Source organism: Mucilaginibacter sp., assembly GCF_039921305.1.
GTDB lineage: Bacteria > Bacteroidota > Bacteroidia > Sphingobacteriales > Sphingobacteriaceae > Mucilaginibacter.
In genome coordinates, this window is the sequence record NZ_JBDSCA010000080.1 from 1 (window position 1) to 19044 (window position 19044).

General features: G+C 39.0%; 12 protein-coding genes. 11 read left to right on the forward strand and 1 reads right to left on the reverse strand.

Going from position 1 to position 19044, the window contains the following annotated elements; all coding sequences use genetic code 11:
- Positions 1-1824 precede the first annotated feature (1824 nt).
- Positions 1825-4629, forward strand: a complete 2805-nt coding sequence (locus ABIN91_RS23140; protein ID WP_348053996.1) for a hypothetical protein — start codon at positions 1825-1827, stop codon at positions 4627-4629.
- Complete coding sequence (locus ABIN91_RS23145; RefSeq protein WP_348053997.1) at positions 4629-7403, forward strand: hypothetical protein; 2775 nt, start codon at positions 4629-4631, stop codon at positions 7401-7403. The genes ABIN91_RS23140 and ABIN91_RS23145 overlap by 1 nt, the downstream gene beginning before the upstream one ends.
- Positions 7404-7524: 121 nt before the next feature.
- On the opposite strand, the gene ABIN91_RS23150 is transcribed toward ABIN91_RS23145, so the two are convergent.
- Positions 7525-7749 carry a hypothetical protein gene (locus tag ABIN91_RS23150; protein ID WP_348053998.1) on the reverse strand — a complete coding sequence of 75 codons (225 nt, stop codon included), beginning with the start codon at positions 7747-7749 and terminating at the stop codon, positions 7525-7527.
- Between the two features lie 567 nt (positions 7750-8316).
- On the opposite strand from ABIN91_RS23150, the gene ABIN91_RS23155 reads away from it, so the two are divergent.
- The 9 genes from ABIN91_RS23155 (at position 8317) to ABIN91_RS23195 (ending at position 18476) form a co-directional block, all read left to right on the forward strand.
- Positions 8317-8877 carry a hypothetical protein gene (locus tag ABIN91_RS23155; protein ID WP_348053999.1) on the forward strand — a complete coding sequence of 187 codons (561 nt, stop codon included), beginning with the start codon at positions 8317-8319 and terminating at the stop codon, positions 8875-8877.
- Between the two features lie 136 nt (positions 8878-9013).
- Positions 9014-10933: an O-antigen ligase family protein gene (locus ABIN91_RS23160; RefSeq protein ID WP_348054000.1), complete on the forward strand. Its 1920-nt coding sequence runs from the start codon at positions 9014-9016 to the stop codon at positions 10931-10933.
- Positions 10934-11027: 94 nt separating this feature from the next.
- Positions 11028-12464 (forward strand): hypothetical protein, encoded by a 1437-nt coding sequence (locus tag ABIN91_RS23165; RefSeq protein ID WP_348054001.1) that lies wholly within the window; start codon positions 11028-11030, stop codon positions 12462-12464.
- A 46-nt stretch (positions 12465-12510) separates the two neighbouring features.
- Positions 12511-14004 (forward strand): hypothetical protein, encoded by a 1494-nt coding sequence (locus ABIN91_RS23170; protein WP_348054002.1) that lies wholly within the window; start codon positions 12511-12513, stop codon positions 14002-14004.
- 16 nt (positions 14005-14020) lie between these two features.
- A complete protein-coding gene (locus ABIN91_RS23175; protein ID WP_348054003.1) occupies positions 14021-15472 on the forward strand; it encodes a tetratricopeptide repeat protein in 1452 nt (483 codons plus the stop codon).
- Positions 15473-15476: 4 nt separating this feature from the next.
- Positions 15477-16367 (forward strand): hypothetical protein, encoded by an 891-nt coding sequence (locus ABIN91_RS23180; RefSeq protein WP_348054004.1) that lies wholly within the window; start codon positions 15477-15479, stop codon positions 16365-16367.
- A gap of 24 nt (positions 16368-16391) precedes the next feature.
- Complete coding sequence (locus ABIN91_RS23185) at positions 16392-17021, forward strand: hypothetical protein (RefSeq protein WP_348054005.1); 630 nt, start codon at positions 16392-16394, stop codon at positions 17019-17021.
- Between the two features lie 221 nt (positions 17022-17242).
- Positions 17243-17836: a hypothetical protein gene (locus ABIN91_RS23190; protein WP_348054006.1), complete on the forward strand. Its 594-nt coding sequence runs from the start codon at positions 17243-17245 to the stop codon at positions 17834-17836.
- 31 nt (positions 17837-17867) lie between these two features.
- Positions 17868-18476 carry a hypothetical protein gene (locus ABIN91_RS23195; RefSeq protein ID WP_348054007.1) on the forward strand — a complete coding sequence of 203 codons (609 nt, stop codon included), beginning with the start codon at positions 17868-17870 and terminating at the stop codon, positions 18474-18476.
- Positions 18477-19044 lie beyond the last annotated feature (568 nt).

A 19044-nucleotide genomic window follows, 5' to 3' on the forward strand; every position in this document is an offset into this window, starting at 1 on the left:
ACTCACGCAATTGCTCACATCTTCTTTGATATTGATTGGTGTTTTTTGGGTGGAATTAAAACAAAAAACCCGCAAATCAGTGTGATTTGCGGGTTTTTGACCTCGATTGGTATCGCTTTAGTCGGGATGGCAGGATGATTATCCGGCCATTTAAATCTATAATATTCAGTACTTTATATCGAAAATAAATAGGAACGGGCACCGAATCGGGCACATATAATGTGCTTTTGTTTGGTGGCTTTTGAAGCCTATTTATCCGTATAAGTGATAGTCAATGAACTCGTTATACAAATATAATGAATGTTTTTGAATAAAAAAAGGCATTTTTTAAGACCACAAGACTACTTTTTTTACCATCATGCTATATGTCCTGCGAGTCAAGAACCCACCATTACTTATTCAACTGTTAAGCAACCTTTAGATTAGCAGAATGAAATCATTAATAAAAAGATTGTTGTTTTTGAGGTGTGGGAATGTGGTAAACTCGGTAGAGTTTTCCATATTTCCACACCTTTTTTTTGCTTTTTTTCCTTTTTGACCAACATTTTTTTGTGTTAAGGTTGAAAGTAATGAACTAAATGGCAAGGAATAGGGTGAACCAAGTCAAGGCCTAGGCTAGAGACCTATGGCCGTATTAGTCCCTGTTTCAGGTCAATTAGATTCATTGTGTAAATATTAACAACCAATTACTTTGTTGACAAAGAATGGGCTGAACCAAGTCAAGGCCCAGGTTAACGACCGATGCTTCGTATTAGTCCCTATTCCGAGTCGCAAGTTGATGTCAATGACAAATTAGAATTTTAGACATAAGGTCTTATAAAGGTTTTAGTCTGGGTACATCAATTAATTATTCAACATGAAATACCACACGTTTATTGGTGTGGAGGTATCAAAGCTTACTATTGATGCCCACTTACATTTAATTATGTTTCTAAAACGTTTAGCAACAACGAAAAAGGTTTTGCATTTCTTTTAGCATGGTGAAAAAACATGGTAAAATTTCTGATCTGACAAAAGCTATAATAGCATTTGAACATACTGGCATGTATTCTATTTCTTACCTATGTTAATGAATCTATGTTAAAAAATCCTGTTTGACAATACGGTGCCGATATTTCATAAAATAATAAATACTATTAAAAAAATTTGTTTTACAATTTCTAATATATACTTTTACTAAATTGATTTAGTAAATCGCCTACACGAGTAATAATTTGTGCTAATTAATATAATTTAAAGTTTTTTGAAAAAATCATAGGTAGGACTATAGAGGTCTTATGTTCAATAATTTAATGTGCTTTTAAACGTACAATGATTCAAAAAACGAGCAACATTTATACATTGAAGCCAGTAATGAAGCTTGTTTTCATGGTTCACCTGGTTTTAATGATCTCGTACACGCTCATCAATGTCAAGGGATTTTTTATTTACTCGTCCTTAACGGTATACCATCTTTACACTATGAGCGCATCACTTCTTATTCTTTTGGCGGGGTATTGTTTTATATTAGAGCCGGCTTTTTCACCCTGCCAATCATACTTATTGCAGCCTGGGGAGTATATATCGCTATTCATGGTTTGTATTGGGCAAGGATATGAAAGCATCGCAGGTATTTATCCCGCTAAAAGAATTACCGGAAAAGACAGATGAATATTTTGCTATTGTTATCAGCAAATATTACCAATAGAATTTTTGGTTTGTAAGAAACCTTGCCGGAACAAGGATTATTTATTTTTTATGCGTAATATTAAAAACATCCATAGATAATACAACCAATTTAGCAATCATTTTTAATGATTGCTATACCTATTTATAACACCCATAATGAAACGCTTAAAGCCATTATTCTTTTTTGTTTTGTTTTTGCAGTGCCTAATGAGCTTCGCGCAAGCGCAGCCTAAGCTCAAAGACATTGTATCGGCTATGGATACCCTGCAAAGCAAGCTACCTATAGAGAAAGTTTATTTACAAACCGACAAATCAAGCTATTTTAAGGGAGATACGCTTTGGTTTAAAGCCTATTTATTCAATGCTGCCTATCTTTCCGCATCGGCACAGAGCGCATTTTTGTATGTAGAATTAGAGAGCGACAGCAATACCATGGTGAGGCACTGGCGTTTCCCGGTAGCGGCCGGCCTTAGCCGAGGGCAAATTATATTGGATGAAAATAGCTTCCCCGAAGGAAGCTATACCCTAACCGCCTTTACCAACTGGATGCGGAACTTTGGTGAGGACTATGTATTCATTAAACAATTCCATATCGGCCCTGCAGCCTCGGAGAGCTGGCTGATTGATGTACAAACCCGCTTACTGTCCGAAGCGGGCGCTGAGCGGCTTAATATGCGCCTGCAATTGCGGAAACCCAATCGCGAAACGCTCGGCTTAAGGGAAGTGGAAATAAAGGTTAGCGATGGCAGGCAGGAACTATACCGGCAAACCGGGCATACGCTGGCGGATGGTACAATGGATATAAGTTTCGGTCTTCCGCCTAATACTGTAGCTAAAAAACTAAGCGTCACCGTTACGGACCTGCTAAAAGGAGCGGGCAATCGGAAAATCGTCATCCCGGTACCCCTAAACCGGGCGACGAACACCGATCTCCAGTTTTTACCCGAAGGGGGCGCCATAGTAGCCGGGCTAATGTGTAAAATAGGCTTTAAAGCCATTGGCGAAGATGGCAAAGGAACAGACGTGGCAGGAAAGATATATGACAGCGGGGATAAAGAAATATGCCGTTTTAAGAGCCTGCATAAAGGTATGGGCAGCTTTGAAATAACACCCCAAGCGGGAGAACATTATACGGCAAAACTTATAAGCCCCGAAGGAAGCTTTAAAAGCTATCCCTTACCCGAAGTAAAACTAAGCGGAACACAACTAAGCATTGAAAATCCTGGGCATAGAGATTCCATAATGATAAAGGTCAGCGCCAGCGCGGAGATAATTCAGTCAAACGACGCTTATTACTTAATGGGGCAATCAAGGGGCATTGTTTGCTATGCCGCTACCATTAATCTTAAAGAAGGGATAAACCGCAGCGTTTTAAACAAAAACCTTTTCCCGGGCGGAATAGCCCGCTTTACGCTATTGAACAAAGACAAGTTGCCGCTGAACGAGCGCGTTATTTATATTGACCATCAGGATAACCTTAAAGTAAAAATCACGCCGGATAAACAAGCATACTGCGTACGGGACAGCATAGCGCTATCTATACAAGTTAAAGATAAAGATGGCAGGCCGGTACAGGGGAGTTTTTCCCTTTCGGTAACTGATGATTCGCAGGTAAGGGCGGACACGGCCTGCCATAACAGCATCATCACCAATATGCTGTTGACGGCAGATTTAAAGGGGACGGTAGAAGAGCCGGGCTATTACCAGAACAGCAGCGACCCGCAACGCTGGCAGGCATTGGACAATTTGCTGCTGACCCAGGGCTGGACGGGTTACGACTGGAAAGATGTATTCAATTTGCCAGTCCCCAAATACACAGCCCAAAGTGAAACCTGGATCACGGGCAGGGTAATGGATGGAGATTATAAACCCCTGACCGGGGCAAAACTAAGTTTACTATCAGAAAGACCCATATACAAAGCCAATACCAATAGTGATAGCCGGGGTAATTTTGTGTTTACGGGGGTGCCCGCGAACGGATCGTGGTTTAGGATTAATGCGACCAAGGCAAACGGATCGAAGTTTACTGAGTGCAGGGTATTCGCGGACGAAATAAAGCCGCTCATCTATAACCCTTCCCGTGGCAACCGGATAATGCCCTGGTATGTTAACTGTGATACGGCTATGCTGGCTTATTGGAGGCATAAGGATAAAGCAGCATTGAATGAACGTCTGTTCTCATTGAACGCGGTATCGATAAAGGATAAAGAAATAACGATAAGGGAGAAAGAAGCAAAATCGATTAGAAATTGGGAGCTCAACGGGAATGCGGACCAGGTGCTGGAAGAAGAGGATATCAGGAAGATGGGAGATATTAGCCTTTATCAATTGTTGCGACAACGGGCAAAAGGCTTACATGTAGGGAAAGGCTTCCCTACTCAATATACTGTATCCCCAACAGAGACTTTTATGATCAATAAAAATTATTTGATTATTTATTTCGATCTTATCGAAATAAATGCCCAGGCGGTAGAGTCTCCCGGTTTTGTCAAAAAAGGTTTTGAACTTTATCCGGCGAAAAAAATAAGAAGGATCCAGGTAACTTACAATGACCGCCCTAACGAAGTCTACGCAATTATGAACATTAACACGATGTCAGGCCGTGATTACCTGGTACATACTACCCCTCAGTATATTGATGTTAGCGCTAATGAGATTAGGTGGACTGCCGAACACCAAACCAATGGAATGTACGTTTATCGCCCCTGGCCTATAGCGCTGCCCAAACAATTTTACAGCCCCCGGTATACAATAAAAACCAACAATACAGGTATAGGCACCGATACCCGTTCCACCATATACTGGGCGCCGGATATTATTACAGATAAAGAAGGAAAAGCTTTAGTATCCTTTTATGCCGCCGACATCCCCGGCAGTTATACCCTAACCGTTGAAGGCAGCGATATGAATGGAAATATTGGAAGCATCAGGCAAATGATAAAGATAAAAAGCACGAAGTGATGAACCATTTAAAGCAGCTATTCTTTTTTGTTCTGTTTTTGCAGTGCCTAATGACCTTCGCGCAAGCGCAGCCTAAGCTCAAAGACATCGTATCGGCTATGGACACCCTGCAAAGCAAATTACCTGTGGAAAAACTGTTCCTGCACCTCGACAAGCCAAACTATGCCTCGGGCGATACCATCTGGTTCAAGGCTTATCTGCTCAATGGCGACTACCTGACACCGTCCACACGTAGTGGCCTGCTCTACATTGAGTTGGACGACTTAGACAATAAGTGTGTAAAAAGAATAATGGCCCCTGTATCATCGGGCCTGAGTTGGGGCAATATCGCCTTAAACCCCGAAGACATCCCCGACGGAAGCTATACCCTGCGCGCCTATACCAACTGGATGCGCAATTTCGGCGAGGACTACGTGTTTAAAAAGCAGTTGTACATTACCTCGCTCACCAACGATCCCTTGCTGGTAGGCATCCGCAACAAACAGGTAACATCGGGCCCGAAAGACAGCATCATGACCAGCCTGCTTTTTACCGGCGTTAACAAACACCCTGTGCTGTTACAGGATATGCAGCTGAATGTACTGGAAGGCAAACGCAGGCTTTATCGCTTCAAGGCATCAACATCATTTGACGGGCAGATCAGCCTTAGCTATGCCCTTTCTGCCAAAATGGATACCCGAAAACTGATGATCCAAGCTCAGGAGATCAATAAAAAAGAGAATGCCCGTCAGTGGCTCTTGCCTGTGGCCATTAACCGCCCTGAAAAAGTCGACCTGCAGTTTATGCCCGAAGGCGGTAACCTGGTAGCTGGTTTGCCGACGCTTATAGGTTTCAAAGCTATTGGCGAGGATGGAAGAAGTGTGGAAATTGAAGGAAAAATATACAACAATAAACAGCAACTGATCACGGGTTTAAAATCGACACATAAGGGAATGGGCGCTTTTTACTTAACGCCTGAAATTGACGAGAGTTATTCGGCCATGGTTGATCTGCCTGGGGGCGGCCGAAAGAGCTATCCGCTGCCCGGCGTAAAATCCACGGGTACCCACTTGCAGATAAGGTCAAAAGATGCTGATTCGTTGGAAGTAAGCATCACGGCCACAAATGATCTGGCAAAACGGGGCAATAGCTTTTATCTGCTCGGCCAGGCACGTAACATGGTTTGCTATGGCGCGCTCATCGTTTTTAATAAGGGAATTATCAAAAAAACTATAGTCCGGTCGTTATTCCCAACTGGAGTTGCCCGTTTTACTCTGTTAAGTACCGACAAACGGCCGCTGAACGAACGCATGATATACATTGACCAGCACGACCAGCTACAGCTTTATATCAGATCAGACCGTACCACCTATGCCCCGCACGACAGCATTGCCCTGAAACTACAGGTGACCGACCGGAAAGGACAGCCCGTTCGCGGCTTTTTCTCACTCGCTGTAACCGATGATAGCCAAGTGAAATGCGACAGTAATGCAGATAATTTAATGAGTAATATCCTGCTTAGCTCCTGCCTGAAAGGTACTATCGAAGATCCTAATTATTATTTTGATTATCCCAGTCCCGAAACTGCCGCGGCGCTTGATAACCTCCTGCTCACCCAGGGTTGGGTAGGGTATAATTGGGAACAAATTTACGGTCCAGTAAAACCGTCGGCCTTTGCCGCTGAACCTGAGTTTGCCATCCATGGTAAGGTGACCAATATTTTTAATAAACCAGTTGCAAATTCAGAGATCAGGCTGTTGTCTAAAAAACCACATCTGCTGCTTAATACGCTTACAGGAAACGATGGCCGTTTTACCTTTAGAGGCTTTTCACCGGTCGACACCGCCTCTTTTTTTATACAAGCCTTCAACAAGCATGGAAAAAGCTTTAATATAGGGATAGAGGTAGACGAATTTACGCCTCCCGTTTTTGCCCAAACCGCTATATTGCAGCGGCCCTGGTACCTTAACACCGATACGGCAATGCTACAGAACTTGAATAGCATTCAGGCCAAACAGGCGGTAAGGGATAAAATGGATGGCCTGGGACGGGTACTTAAGCAGGTGAACATCGTCAGCAAAAAAATTATCAAAGGCTCTCACAACCTAAACGGACCGGGCGAGGCTGACCAGGTGCTGGATGAAAAAGCCATGGAAAAAGCCGGCAAAAAAACCCTCGGCGATCTGCTGGAAGAAAAAGTGGCAGGCTATAATGTTTTTGGTTTTTGGAGTCTAAAGCCTGCAAGTCCTCCGATGCCAATGTATTATATGATTAAAGATAGAAAAATAGTGTTCCTTTTTGACGGTATGCCGCTGGAGCGTTACCAACGCTCTATGGATGACTATTATCAATATGTAAAAGACTATCTGGATTATTACACTGCCGAAGATATTAAAGGCATTGAAGTGATTGCCAGTGAGCATTACACCAGTAGTTATAGCCAATATCTGGACCCAAGGGATTTTGTATCTCAATGGGCGTTCATAGAGATCACTACACGCTCAGGTGCAGGGCCTGTTTTAAAGAAAACACCGGGGATATACGTTTATAAACCCTTGCCCTTTTCAATGCCCAAACAGTTTTACCGGCCTCGATATACCGTAAAAGACAAGCCCAACGGTACCGATGTGCGTTCCACCATTCACTGGAAACCGCACATCGTTACAGATACGGCAGGCCGCGCAACCATATCCTTTTACAGTGCCGATAAACCTGCCCGGTACACCGTCATCATGCAGGGTACCGATCTGCACGGGGCTATGGGCTACCAGCGGGCTATTACTACTGTAAAGTAAGGATATGAATAGGTGAATAATAAGATATTCAGATTCCGGCTAATGCAGGATATTGATTTTTATGCTCAAAAGTAAGTGCGGTTTATGGTCAACCAAGAGGCCGTGCCATCAATTGATGCAGCTAAAAAGGTCGCCCGGGCTTTTGATGTATCGCTGGATTATTAAGTAGGTTATAACTAATGTTTTTCCTGCCGCCATTAGCGCTTGTGGTATTACCATCGCTTGTTTCGTTACCATTCAAATCGTAAGCATAAGTACGTAAAGTGTTGGTATTATTAGCTGCATCGGTTACTGCGCTCAATTGATTGCCGTAGTTACCATTGGCATCCATATAGGGCTTTACCAAATAAAGAGTCAGCGTAGGGTATTAGCGTGGCTGTAAGCCCTCCCTGCCTTTCTCCTTGGTAACCCAACAGTAGGGGTCCATTTTAAATCGAATGACATCGTTATAATACAGCTATTAATTAGAAAATGTATCGGGGAGTTAGGGGTTGCTCGTTATGTATTGGTTTCTTATTTTTCATTATTCTTTGTAACTAAGAGCGTATACCCCGGGCAATTTTATTAAGCTGGAAGCTTAATACATTGTAGGTCGAAGTTATAAAACTATTACTGTCCGGTAAAGATCGAAAAAGCAAGGGAAGCATCTAAATGCCTCCCTTTATTGGTAGTTTTAAGTTACACACAAAAAAACCAATGAACAAAAGTGCTTTTTTACCAGACAACCGATATTCAACTTTACTCAATTTGACGCCTCTATTTGGCCAATTTGACCCCCTTAGGTATTCAAATATAGATATATTTTTGACCGCAGCTAATCGAAAAATAAACCAATTAATATTTAGCCGGGTTCAAAATTGTTCTGCTTTCAAGTGAAAGCAATGTGGAGCGAAGAACTAGGGCAAAACACCATATGAAGAAAATATTTATTTTTATATTATTTATTTCCAGTTATTGTTATGGTCAGGAAAAAACACACGGTTATCCCCTAAATGTAGAATCGGTGCTGGCAAAAGCAGGATCCAATCGCGCTCAACTTGAAAAAGCAATCCTATACTTTAAAAGGAGCAAAGATCCATTAAAGTTAAAAGCTGTTTACTTTTTAATAGCCAACACGGACATCCATTACTCAGTTGATTATTACCTGACTGATAATGCTGGCAAAAAAATTAAATATAGTGAATTTGCTTATCCTGACTATGATATGGCAGTTCATGCATTGGAAGAGATTAAGAGTAAAGCACCTGGTATTAATGCACAACAGGTTGTTTTACCAGATATTGAAAATATTAAGGCTGATTATTTAATTGATAACATCGAAAAAGCCTTTCAGGCTTGGCGCGGGTCGATCACAAAAAATATACCTTTCGCGGATTTTTGCGAATACATTTTGCCATACCGGGTAAGTGTCGAGCCTATACAAAACTGGCGCTCTGTATATCAAGAAAATACAAATGGGGCGATGATAGTGTAAGGGTACTTGGTGTCAACAAAGTATTATCCTACGTCGCCGCCGATTACAAAAATTGGTGCATAAAAAAATACAATTATTGGGCTGCTCACTAAATGGGTTTTAATTAATAGACGAATTAGTAAACTGTATACTACCTATGTTTCACCTTGTTCGGTTTTCTTATTTGCTTATTATACTTATTATTGGCGGTGCATTAATAACCAGTGATTGGTTTTATTACTCTTCTTTAGGTGGCTTTTATGCTTATCTTCTATCATCTGCATTTTTAGTAAGTGTTACCGGTTGTCTTCTGATTTTCAGCAAAAAGATAGGGTTGCGAATGCCATCAAAAACACCTTTCATTTTATTTCTTTTTTATACCTTATATATTATTGGCAATGTATATTCTAAACAAGGGTTTAATTATACATCCGTCTATGCACTCACTAATCTTCTTTTGCTTTTTTCCGCTACTACCTTATTTTCTTCTGACAGCTTTAAGTTAAATAAGGTATTCATATGGATACTGATATTGGCTTTTTTAGAATCTCTGGTGTGCATTACTCAGTATGAGCATTGGGTTATGAGTAACAATAACTTCTTTTTAGTGACCGGGACTTCAGAAAATCCTAATGTAACCGCGATGTTTCTGGCAATGTCATTACCTGGTGGAATATCCTTCTGCTTTGGAAATAAAGGGATGAAAAGGAAAATATTTTTGATTGTCATTGCAATCGTGGTTATTGCCATGTTATTGCTTCACTGCCGGACAGCTATTATTGGTGCACTTATCGCCACTGGTATATTCTTGCAGCTAAAATATAACCTTTTAACCTATTTTAAAGACCATCGATTCAAGGCACTTGCCTTGCTGGTTACGTTTGTAATTATTGCGCTTGCCATTCCATTAACTATTAGTCTTTATAACGCAAAAAAAGCATCTGCCGATGGTAGAAAGCTGATCTGGAAAGTGTCATTGCTCATGTTAGATGATAAGCCGATGACCGGGGTCGGTTATGGCAGTTTTAAACAACGATATAACCTTGCCCAGGCAAACTATATCAAAGAAGGAAATGCCAACCCGGATGAGATTCAAAATGCCGGAATGGTGAATATGGCTTATAATGAGTTCTTACAGAATGGAGTAGAAGGAGGGATTCCTGGATTGTTACTATTTGCGGCCGTTGTTATTTCTTTCCTCTCAGTTCCATTAAAGATATTTAAGGTAAATGCAGATCAAAATGAGAAAATGAGAACACTATCCCCATCAGATCCGGTTACCGGCTATCCGCTTGATCCTCTTATAGCAGCCTACTCAGGCATTATTTGTTTTGTAATTATGTCCATTATGAATTTTACTGTTCAAGCTGAGCCGGTCATGTGCTTATTTATAATATATGCGGCTATGCTGATTAGTAGCCCCTTAGTCGTAAGTTCAAACTCCTATTCTTTATTAAGTGCCTTCAATCACCGAAAAGTTTATCTGAAATATTCTTGTGGAGTATTGCTGTTATTAGCAGGAATATATACCAGCATAGCACAGTTTAAAATAGCTTTTGCTGATATGCAAAACCGCAAAGCTTATACTCTGACTTTAAACCATCATGCTGATGCAGCATTAAAAATACTGCCTTCCCTGGCACCAACACTTTCTCATTATGAAAGCTTTTGGAAGAATTATGGATACACATTGGTTGCCGCAAGGAAATATACAGAAGCTTTACCGATACTAACTAAAGCAAAAACCCTGACTACGGAATCAAGACTATTTATGGAAACCGGCCTTTGTTATCAAAAACTTGGACAATATCAACAAGCAATAAATGAATATCAGGAAGCTGCCTACCTGGAGCCAATGCATTTTGCACCCAGAGCAGCTTTAACAGAAGTTTATCTGAAATCGGGAGATACCACGGCGGCTGTAACCATTGCACAAAGTATAATCGCCATGAACCCTAAGATACCATCAGCCCAGGTCAGCCGCTATAAATACCTCGCTATCTCCTTGCTTAAAAGACTGAATATACCGTTAATTCCCAAATATGGTTTTAATTCCCAACAAAATTTCAACAACTAATATGAAGAGATATTTACTGTTATTGTTTATTATACTCTGTAGAGTCGGTTTTGCCCAGCAATCGGGTACTTATCCCAGTTCAGTTAAAACCGTTTTGGCAAAAGCCGGTAAAAATAGGGCAGAACTTGAAAAAGTAATATCATATTGTAAGAAAACTGGCGATCCTTTAAAGCTTAAAGCCATATACTTTTTAATATCCAATATGGATATCCATTATTCAGTTGATTATTACTGGGCTGATGGGGATAACAAAAAAATAGCTTATAATGAATTAGACTATCCGGATTTTAAGTTAGCGGTTCAGGCATTCAATCAGCTTAAAAGCAAAATACCCAAAATTCATCCTGTGCCTGTAACCTACAAAGACATTAATAGTATAAAAGCAGATTTTCTAATTGAAAATGTTAAAAGTGCATTTAAGGTATGGAAGAATGGAGCGGCAAAAAACATCCCTTTCAAAGATTTTTGCGAATATATACTACCTTACCGGGTGAGTGTAGAGCCTTTGCAGGATTGGCGAAGTATCTATCAGAAAAAATTCAATTTCATTACTGAATTTTCAAAAAAGATCAATATTCAGGCTGCACTGCCTGAGGTATCATCGGATTATAATAGTTGGTTCAGCAGTACTTGGGGTAAAGCGCAACGTAAAGATCCATTACCACGGTTAGGTGCCTTACAGTTATTAGCAAGGAAAGAAGGGCCGTGTGAGGATATTGCCGATCTGGAAGTTTTCACGTTCCGCTCTCAGGGTATTCCTGTTTCTCTAAATATCGTCCCTTATTGGGCAACATCTTCCAGCAATCATTCTATAAACAGCGTATTTGATGAAAAAATGCATCCTATTCAATTTGATGTATCCAGAATTCCTGCCTTTAATAATGAATTGCAAAGAGAACCTTCTAAAGTACTTCGGATAACATACTCAAAGCAACCCAGTGTATTGGCCCAATTTGAAGATGCTAAACATATCCCGCCGGGTTTTATGCGTGACCTTAATTACATTGATATAACAGATCAGTACTGGCAAACGTGTAATGTTGAAGCACAATTATTCAATGCAGTTGTCGGGAATAAGGTTGCCTATGCTTGTGTCTTTAATAATTTAAGCTGGAATGCTGCCTGGTGGGGGAAAGTTAAAAAGCATTCGGTCACTTTTAATAACATGAGCAAAGGAGTAGTTTATTTGCCAGCGTTTTATCAAAATGGTAAGATAAAAGCGGCAGGTTATCCAATTGCTCAGGGTTACCACCATACTACAGTTTTAAAGCCAGATATCGCTAACAAAAGGATCATTACAATTAATGAGCAGGACAAATACATATCCTTCCATCCCGGTTATGTATATAAATTATTTTACTGGGATAATGCCTGGAAGCTATCTGGAAAAATGAAAGCTACCTTTTCTACAAAAAGTATGCTGGTGCCAAACCAACCTAAAAACGCCCTGCTACTTTTAGTTTCAGACCATCCTAATGGTAATGAAAGACCATTTATAATAACTGATAATAATCAAAGGCAATGGTTTTAAACTTTAATAAACTCACTAATAAACAATCCTAAACCCACAATTATCTATGAAAAGAACATTATTTAAAATTTTACCGTTGCTCATAATTGGATTTCCAATAGCGACCAACGCACAGGTAGCTCCGGAAATTATGAAGCGTTTTTCTGGCAGCGTGGTGTCCCGGGTATATTCCGTTACTTCCAAAGTTAGTATCTCTGCTCAAAAGCAATTACTGCTGGCCGATAGTTTTAAACAGCAGGATAGTTTGGCTGATGCGGCGTTGACAAAAGGGTTATCGGCCGCTGAAGTGAGTAAAAACTATCAGAATACTCAGGAAATTTATAGTCGTATACTTTCACCTTTAGAATTGAAGGATTATTTAGATGCCGACAATTATTTATTAGATGCCTTGTCAAAAGCGGTGAAATATCGCAAAGAACTTAATCTAAATGCTGAACAGACAGCTGATTTGTTAAAAGTGGAACAAACAAAAAAACAGTTAACAGACAATTCTGGCTTTGACGCCAAAAAATTCGAAAACTCAAATTTAATCCGAATCCTTGACAAAAAATATAAACCATTCTTGTTAATTAAAAACCGGGATAGAGCAATACACGAGACTGAAGAAAATTGGAAACAATTAAAAAAACTAAACCTAACCAAGGGATTAGATAGTGCATCTGTTACCGGACAAATGAAGGGTTATATTAACAACAGATATGCCGAGTTGGAATATGCTTTTGATACAGGAAACCAAGAGAAAGTAAATGCTTTGCAAAGAAAACTTGATGCTGAAAAGCCAAAAATTTTATTGAAGCTTAAAGCATCAAAAAGCACGGCTGATAATTGGGCCCAATTAAAGAAATTTAATTTAACTCAAAACCTTGATAGTGCTAACGTTTGCAGTCAAAACTTTGATTATGAGTTAGCAAAACTTATAACTATTGATAAGTTCCCAAAAAACTTTAGCCGTCAGCAAACTGACTCTGTTTTAAGAAAATTACAAATGTCTGAACCTGTTATACTATTAAAGCTTGATGCTTATAATGGAAGGTTGCCCGGCTCTCTGTTCGCTGATGTGGTAAAATATAGAACTCAAATAACATTGCTCGATAACCAGATAGATACTTTGGTAACTAAAGTTATTGCATTAGAACAGTTAAAAATAGATAATAAAGCGCATCAGATTTTTGATAATAGCAATATAAAGGAGTTTGAGGTGAAAAATCTATTGAAGGTTTTATCTCCAAGGCAATACGACTTTTACCTGTATTATAAGGTAGGCGACCGAGCCAGGACCCAAGCCTATAAAGATTGGGAAAAACTAAAAGAAATGAAGTTAACAGAGGGGCTGGATAGTATTAAAGTAAATAAAGAAATACTTGAGTATGAGCATAGATTATACGTGGCGAAGGAACGTGTTTTTAATGAAAAATCCAGAGAAAACAGTTTTAGGCTACAACAGATAGAAAATAGTAAACCATCCATTTTGCAGGATCTTCAAACCACGCTTAAGAACCTGGCCGCTACAAACGAAGTGAAAAAATCATTTAGCTGGTAAAAAAACGAAATCCAATATGAAAAAACTATTGATCGCGATTTTAATGACAGCCGGTATGGCTAAGGCTCAAACGGGCAAGGATTTTACACCATTACTAAAGCAAGCCAAAACTTGTTTGAATGAGAAAAAGGCATTTTACAACCCTGTAAGATCCTTTAATATTTACATGCAATGCGCCCAAGAGGGAAATTCGCAAGCAATGAATGCTTTAGGCATACTTTATAGTAAGGGGCTCGGTACCGATTTAAACGAAAAGGAAGCCATAAAATGGTTTGAAAATGCGGGAAAAGCGGGTTATGGCAATGCATGGTATAACCTCGGTTTGATGTATAAAGCCGGAATAGGAACTGATCAAAATTATGGGAAAGCTTATCAGGCTTTTAAAAACGGGGCTGATTTAAATAGTGGAGCAGGCTATTATGGGCAAGGGTTTATGCTTTATAAAGGCTTAGGTTGTTCCCAAGATTACAACAAAGCCATTCAACTGTTTATTAAAGGTTCACAACTTGATGAGTTAGGGTCCATGTATATGCTGGGTTTATGTTACCGTAACGGGTATGGCGTGAGCGTAAATATAGATAGTGCTAAATATTGGTTAACTAAAGCATCAGCAAAAGGATACCGGTATGCAACTGACGAACTGGCATCGGATCAGCCTGAAAACCTGAATATTAATTTAGGTAGTAATAATGTTGTAGCATCCAGTTTGGAAAAAGACGGAAATATAAACATACAGTCAGGATATAAGGATGTTAAACATCATATAACTGAGCATGACATTGCGGGGGACTATAATGGTTTTGTGATAAAATTTGACTGGAGTGGTAAGCATATTATCAATCAATCTGAATTGAATTTGACATTAAACTCGACCGGAAAAAATTTAACAGGTAGCTGGATCGAAGATAATGCTGTAATAGCGAATGTTAGGGCGCAAGTGACTGATACTTCGATAATGTTTAACAATACAAACTATAATCGCAATGATCATTACAATGCTAGGAGCCCGAATGATTTTGAGTTCAGGAAAGCACATTTACAAATGGTAAAAAGCGCCGATACGGTGACTATACTCGGAACACTTCAATTATATTCCACTAAACTTAAAGAGCCCGAGAAGCCAACCTTTATAATGCTGATAAGATCGGACAATAAGGGCAGTTATACTGCCGATACTACAACTAACAATACAGCAGCCACCGCTAAAATTGATTCTGTACATTTTATTGCCTACCCCAACCCTTTTACAACCGCTTTGCAATATAGTTATACCTTAAAATCGGCGTGTAATGTAAGGCTTATTGTATCGCGGTTAATGGATGCGGCCATTGTTTACCAAACCAGCTCCCAACAGTTAGCGGCTGGCGAACATACAGGTACAATACCAATCAACAGCCCTCCGGGAACGTATGTGTTTACGTTAAGTTACGGTAATAAATTTAAATCGACAATTGTATTTAAACAGTAATTACATGAAAAAATTTATATTATTAATCGTTTTGTTTTTTAATATTTTACCATATATTAAGAACGGAAAAGTACTTGTTTCAGGCCCATCAATAGTTTACGCTCAAACAATTAGTACAGAAATTGTGCATCATAATGATGGGGATGGGAATGGCGAATATTGTACAGAGGATGTTTCAACTTCGAACCCGGTTTATGAAGGTCCATGTGCAGATATCGAAACTATTACAGGTTCGACTGAAATTGATTGCGATACCGGGGGGCCTATATCCGCATCTGATGGGGGTGGAACTACGTATTCAGACCCAACTTATACGCCAAGTACTGACCCTGATTGTGGTTCTAACGGGCAAATTCCGGAATTACCTCCAGGTGGAGGTAATCCATATCCTGCAGGAGAGGGGGCAGGTCCTAATTTAGGTGGAGCAGCACCTGATTTATGCAGCGGGTTTAAGGATACCTACAATAAGAGTTTTAAGGCTGATGGATCTAAAAAAGAACAGAGTGGATATTTGGTTGATGACAAACACGGAGGTACCATGTTTATCGAGAACCCGGATGCTAATCATACCGATGGCAAATCCATTGATTTAACGTATACATTTGCTAATAACCCAAACAAATATGCTAAAGCAAATGGGCAGTATTATAAAATTAAAGCTGTTGTCCATAGTCATCCTAATACTGGATTGATTGATCCGTCAAATTCAAGTGGAGGAAGTTATATTGATGAACCAAGTGACGAAGATTGGACGACCTTAGAGGCCTTTCCAAGTGATGTGTATGGGGTTGTATTAGGAGCTAATGGCACTGCATATACATACGGAAACCCGGATGGGGCCTCATGGCAAACAGAAACTAATTTGAATACATTTGCATCTTCCAATTGTAACTGATTTAATCCCAAAAAAAATAAAACGATGAAAAAAATATTAATTATAGCAATCCTCACTTGTATATCAAGCTATTCATTTTCTCAATCCTTTAGTGATAAAAAGATTGAGATTCAGAACGAGGTGCTCAAAACAAAGATTTCAGATTATATTAAGTATGTTAAAAGCTGGGCGATACCTAAAAAGGATATAAAAGAATATCTGATAACCTTAGATCAACAAACATTAGGAGAAAATACAATTTTTACGTTACATGTTATATTATTACCTGGTATGATAAATCATTTTTCACCATCCGCTTATACACTAATAGATGAAACTCCAGTATTGTTGCATTCAGGAATAGAAAGTTTTGTTGTGAAAAATCAAGATTTTTTCAGTTTTCTAAAAACGACTTACTGGAAAGATGTACCGGATGCCGAAAATAAAGCTAACATCGAAAAGCAAATGAAAGAATTTGAAGAGGCAAAAAAAAACATGCCTGATAGTGTTGTGTTACACGATGAAAACGGAACTCATAAAGTGCCCACTTCTGGTATGAAAATGTCAATCGAATCGAATCTTAGCCTACCTAAACCAAAATCATGGATACTTTATTTTAAGGGACAATATTTAAAAAGAGAAACTGAAGATCGTTTTGAATTGAGATCGCAATAAGAATTGGACTACAATAGCCTCCTTTTTATACTCCAGAGTTTGCATTCCGATCTCTGGAGCATTAATATGATAAACACAAAGGAAACTAAGATTGTCTGGGATACTGTATAGATAGAGTGAGATCATATCATTCTTACATGAATAAATGGCCGGTACATAAAGTTAGGACATAATTGGTTAACAGATATGAAAAATCAGATAGCCTATGCAAATTTAGAAACATGAAAAAAATAGGAATTTTACTGATCAGTCTAATTTTTAATCAAAACGTCATCTCGCAATCCATTAGTCCGAATCCAGTTCGTATTAAGAATATTGGACTTCTACGGAATGTTGAGATCTACATTAAACAGGCTGATCAGTGGGCAAAAGAAAATCGGGTAGCGGATTATTTGATCACTTTATCACAACAAAGATCTTATGAATACCAGACTTATACAATTCACGTGCTCGTACTTGATTCTGAGATTGGTAAATTTTCACCATCCTGTTTTACGGTCATTAAAGGCCGGTGCGTTCTGATGCACACTGGTTTGGAAAATTTCCTTGAAGATAACGTCGAACTTGAAAATTATATAAAATTAAGATATGGATCTAAATTGATCGACGAGCAAAAATTCATTGATGAACAAGTCAAAAAACGGGTTCAACCGGATAACTCATCATTTACAGATGATAAAGGGCGAAAAATTGATTTATTGCCGGGATATATACCCGGCCAACTTCCTTATAGTTATCCTTTAATGCAGGAAACAGAAATTGTTTTCTATAAAAATATGCTTGTTGAGTATAAACAGTTTTTCAAAAAACAATAAGATCATATAGCGTCAATTGGCAAATAAACAGATGAAAATATTCATTATAGCAATCCTCGCTTGTATATCAAGCTATTCATTTTCTCAATCCTTTAGTGATAAAAAGATTGAAATTCAGAACGAGGTGCTCAAAACAAAGATTTCAGGTTATATAAAGTACGTTAAAAATTGGGCCGCGCCTAAAAAAGATGTCAGAAATTATCTGATAACCTTAGATCAACAAACATTTGGAGAAAATACAATTTTTACATTACATGTAATATTATTACCTGGTATGATAAATCGTTTTTCACCATCCGCTTATACACTAATAGATGAAACTCCTGTATTGATACATTCAGGGATGGAAAACTTCATGGTAAAAGATGTTGATTTTATTAAATTCCTGACAGAAACTTATTTGAAACCGGATGCTGAAACTGGGGCTAATATCAATAAGCAAACGAAGGAATTTGATAACGCTAAGAAAAACATGCCCGATAGTGTGATGCTAGGAAACCATAAAGTGTCCACATCGGGTTTAGTACTACACGTTACAACAGCAGGGCACCAATCCTCTCCAAAATCATGGATACTTTATTTTAAGGGACAATATTTAAAAAGAGAAACTGAAGATCGTTTTGAATTGAAGTCGCAATAAGAATTGGACGACGATAGTCTCTTTTTTATACTCCAGAGATTTGCATTTCGATCTCTGGAGTATTCATATGATAAACACAAAGGAATCTCAATAACGTATAACATAAATAAATCATCGTACTCAGCCGAAAACAAATTCACGATTTGGAACGCAGCCCTAGATTATCGGTTTTTAAAGGGTAATCAGGCAGAAATTAAATTCTCTGCTTTGGATCTGTTACATCAAAACAAGAGTATAATTGATTACGGTGAAAATAATAGCTTAACGATTGGCAATGTAAATGTCTTGCAACAATATTTTATGGTTAAGCCCTTTAACGAAGTTCAAGGAAAACCCACATATTTAGAGATGCTAAATACACTTTTGAAAAGTTATTGGCCAAGAATTCTAATGCTCGTTGGACTAATAAAAAAACAGGGGTTAGGCGAATAAACCGATTCGCCTGATTGATGTTAAGCTTCGGGCGTATGCCGGACTGTGCGGCTTTAACATCAATCAGGCGACTGGCCGGGCGCACCGGCCAAAGTTACTTGCCGGAATTCGGTCGTCCCGGCCTGTCTTGCACTGA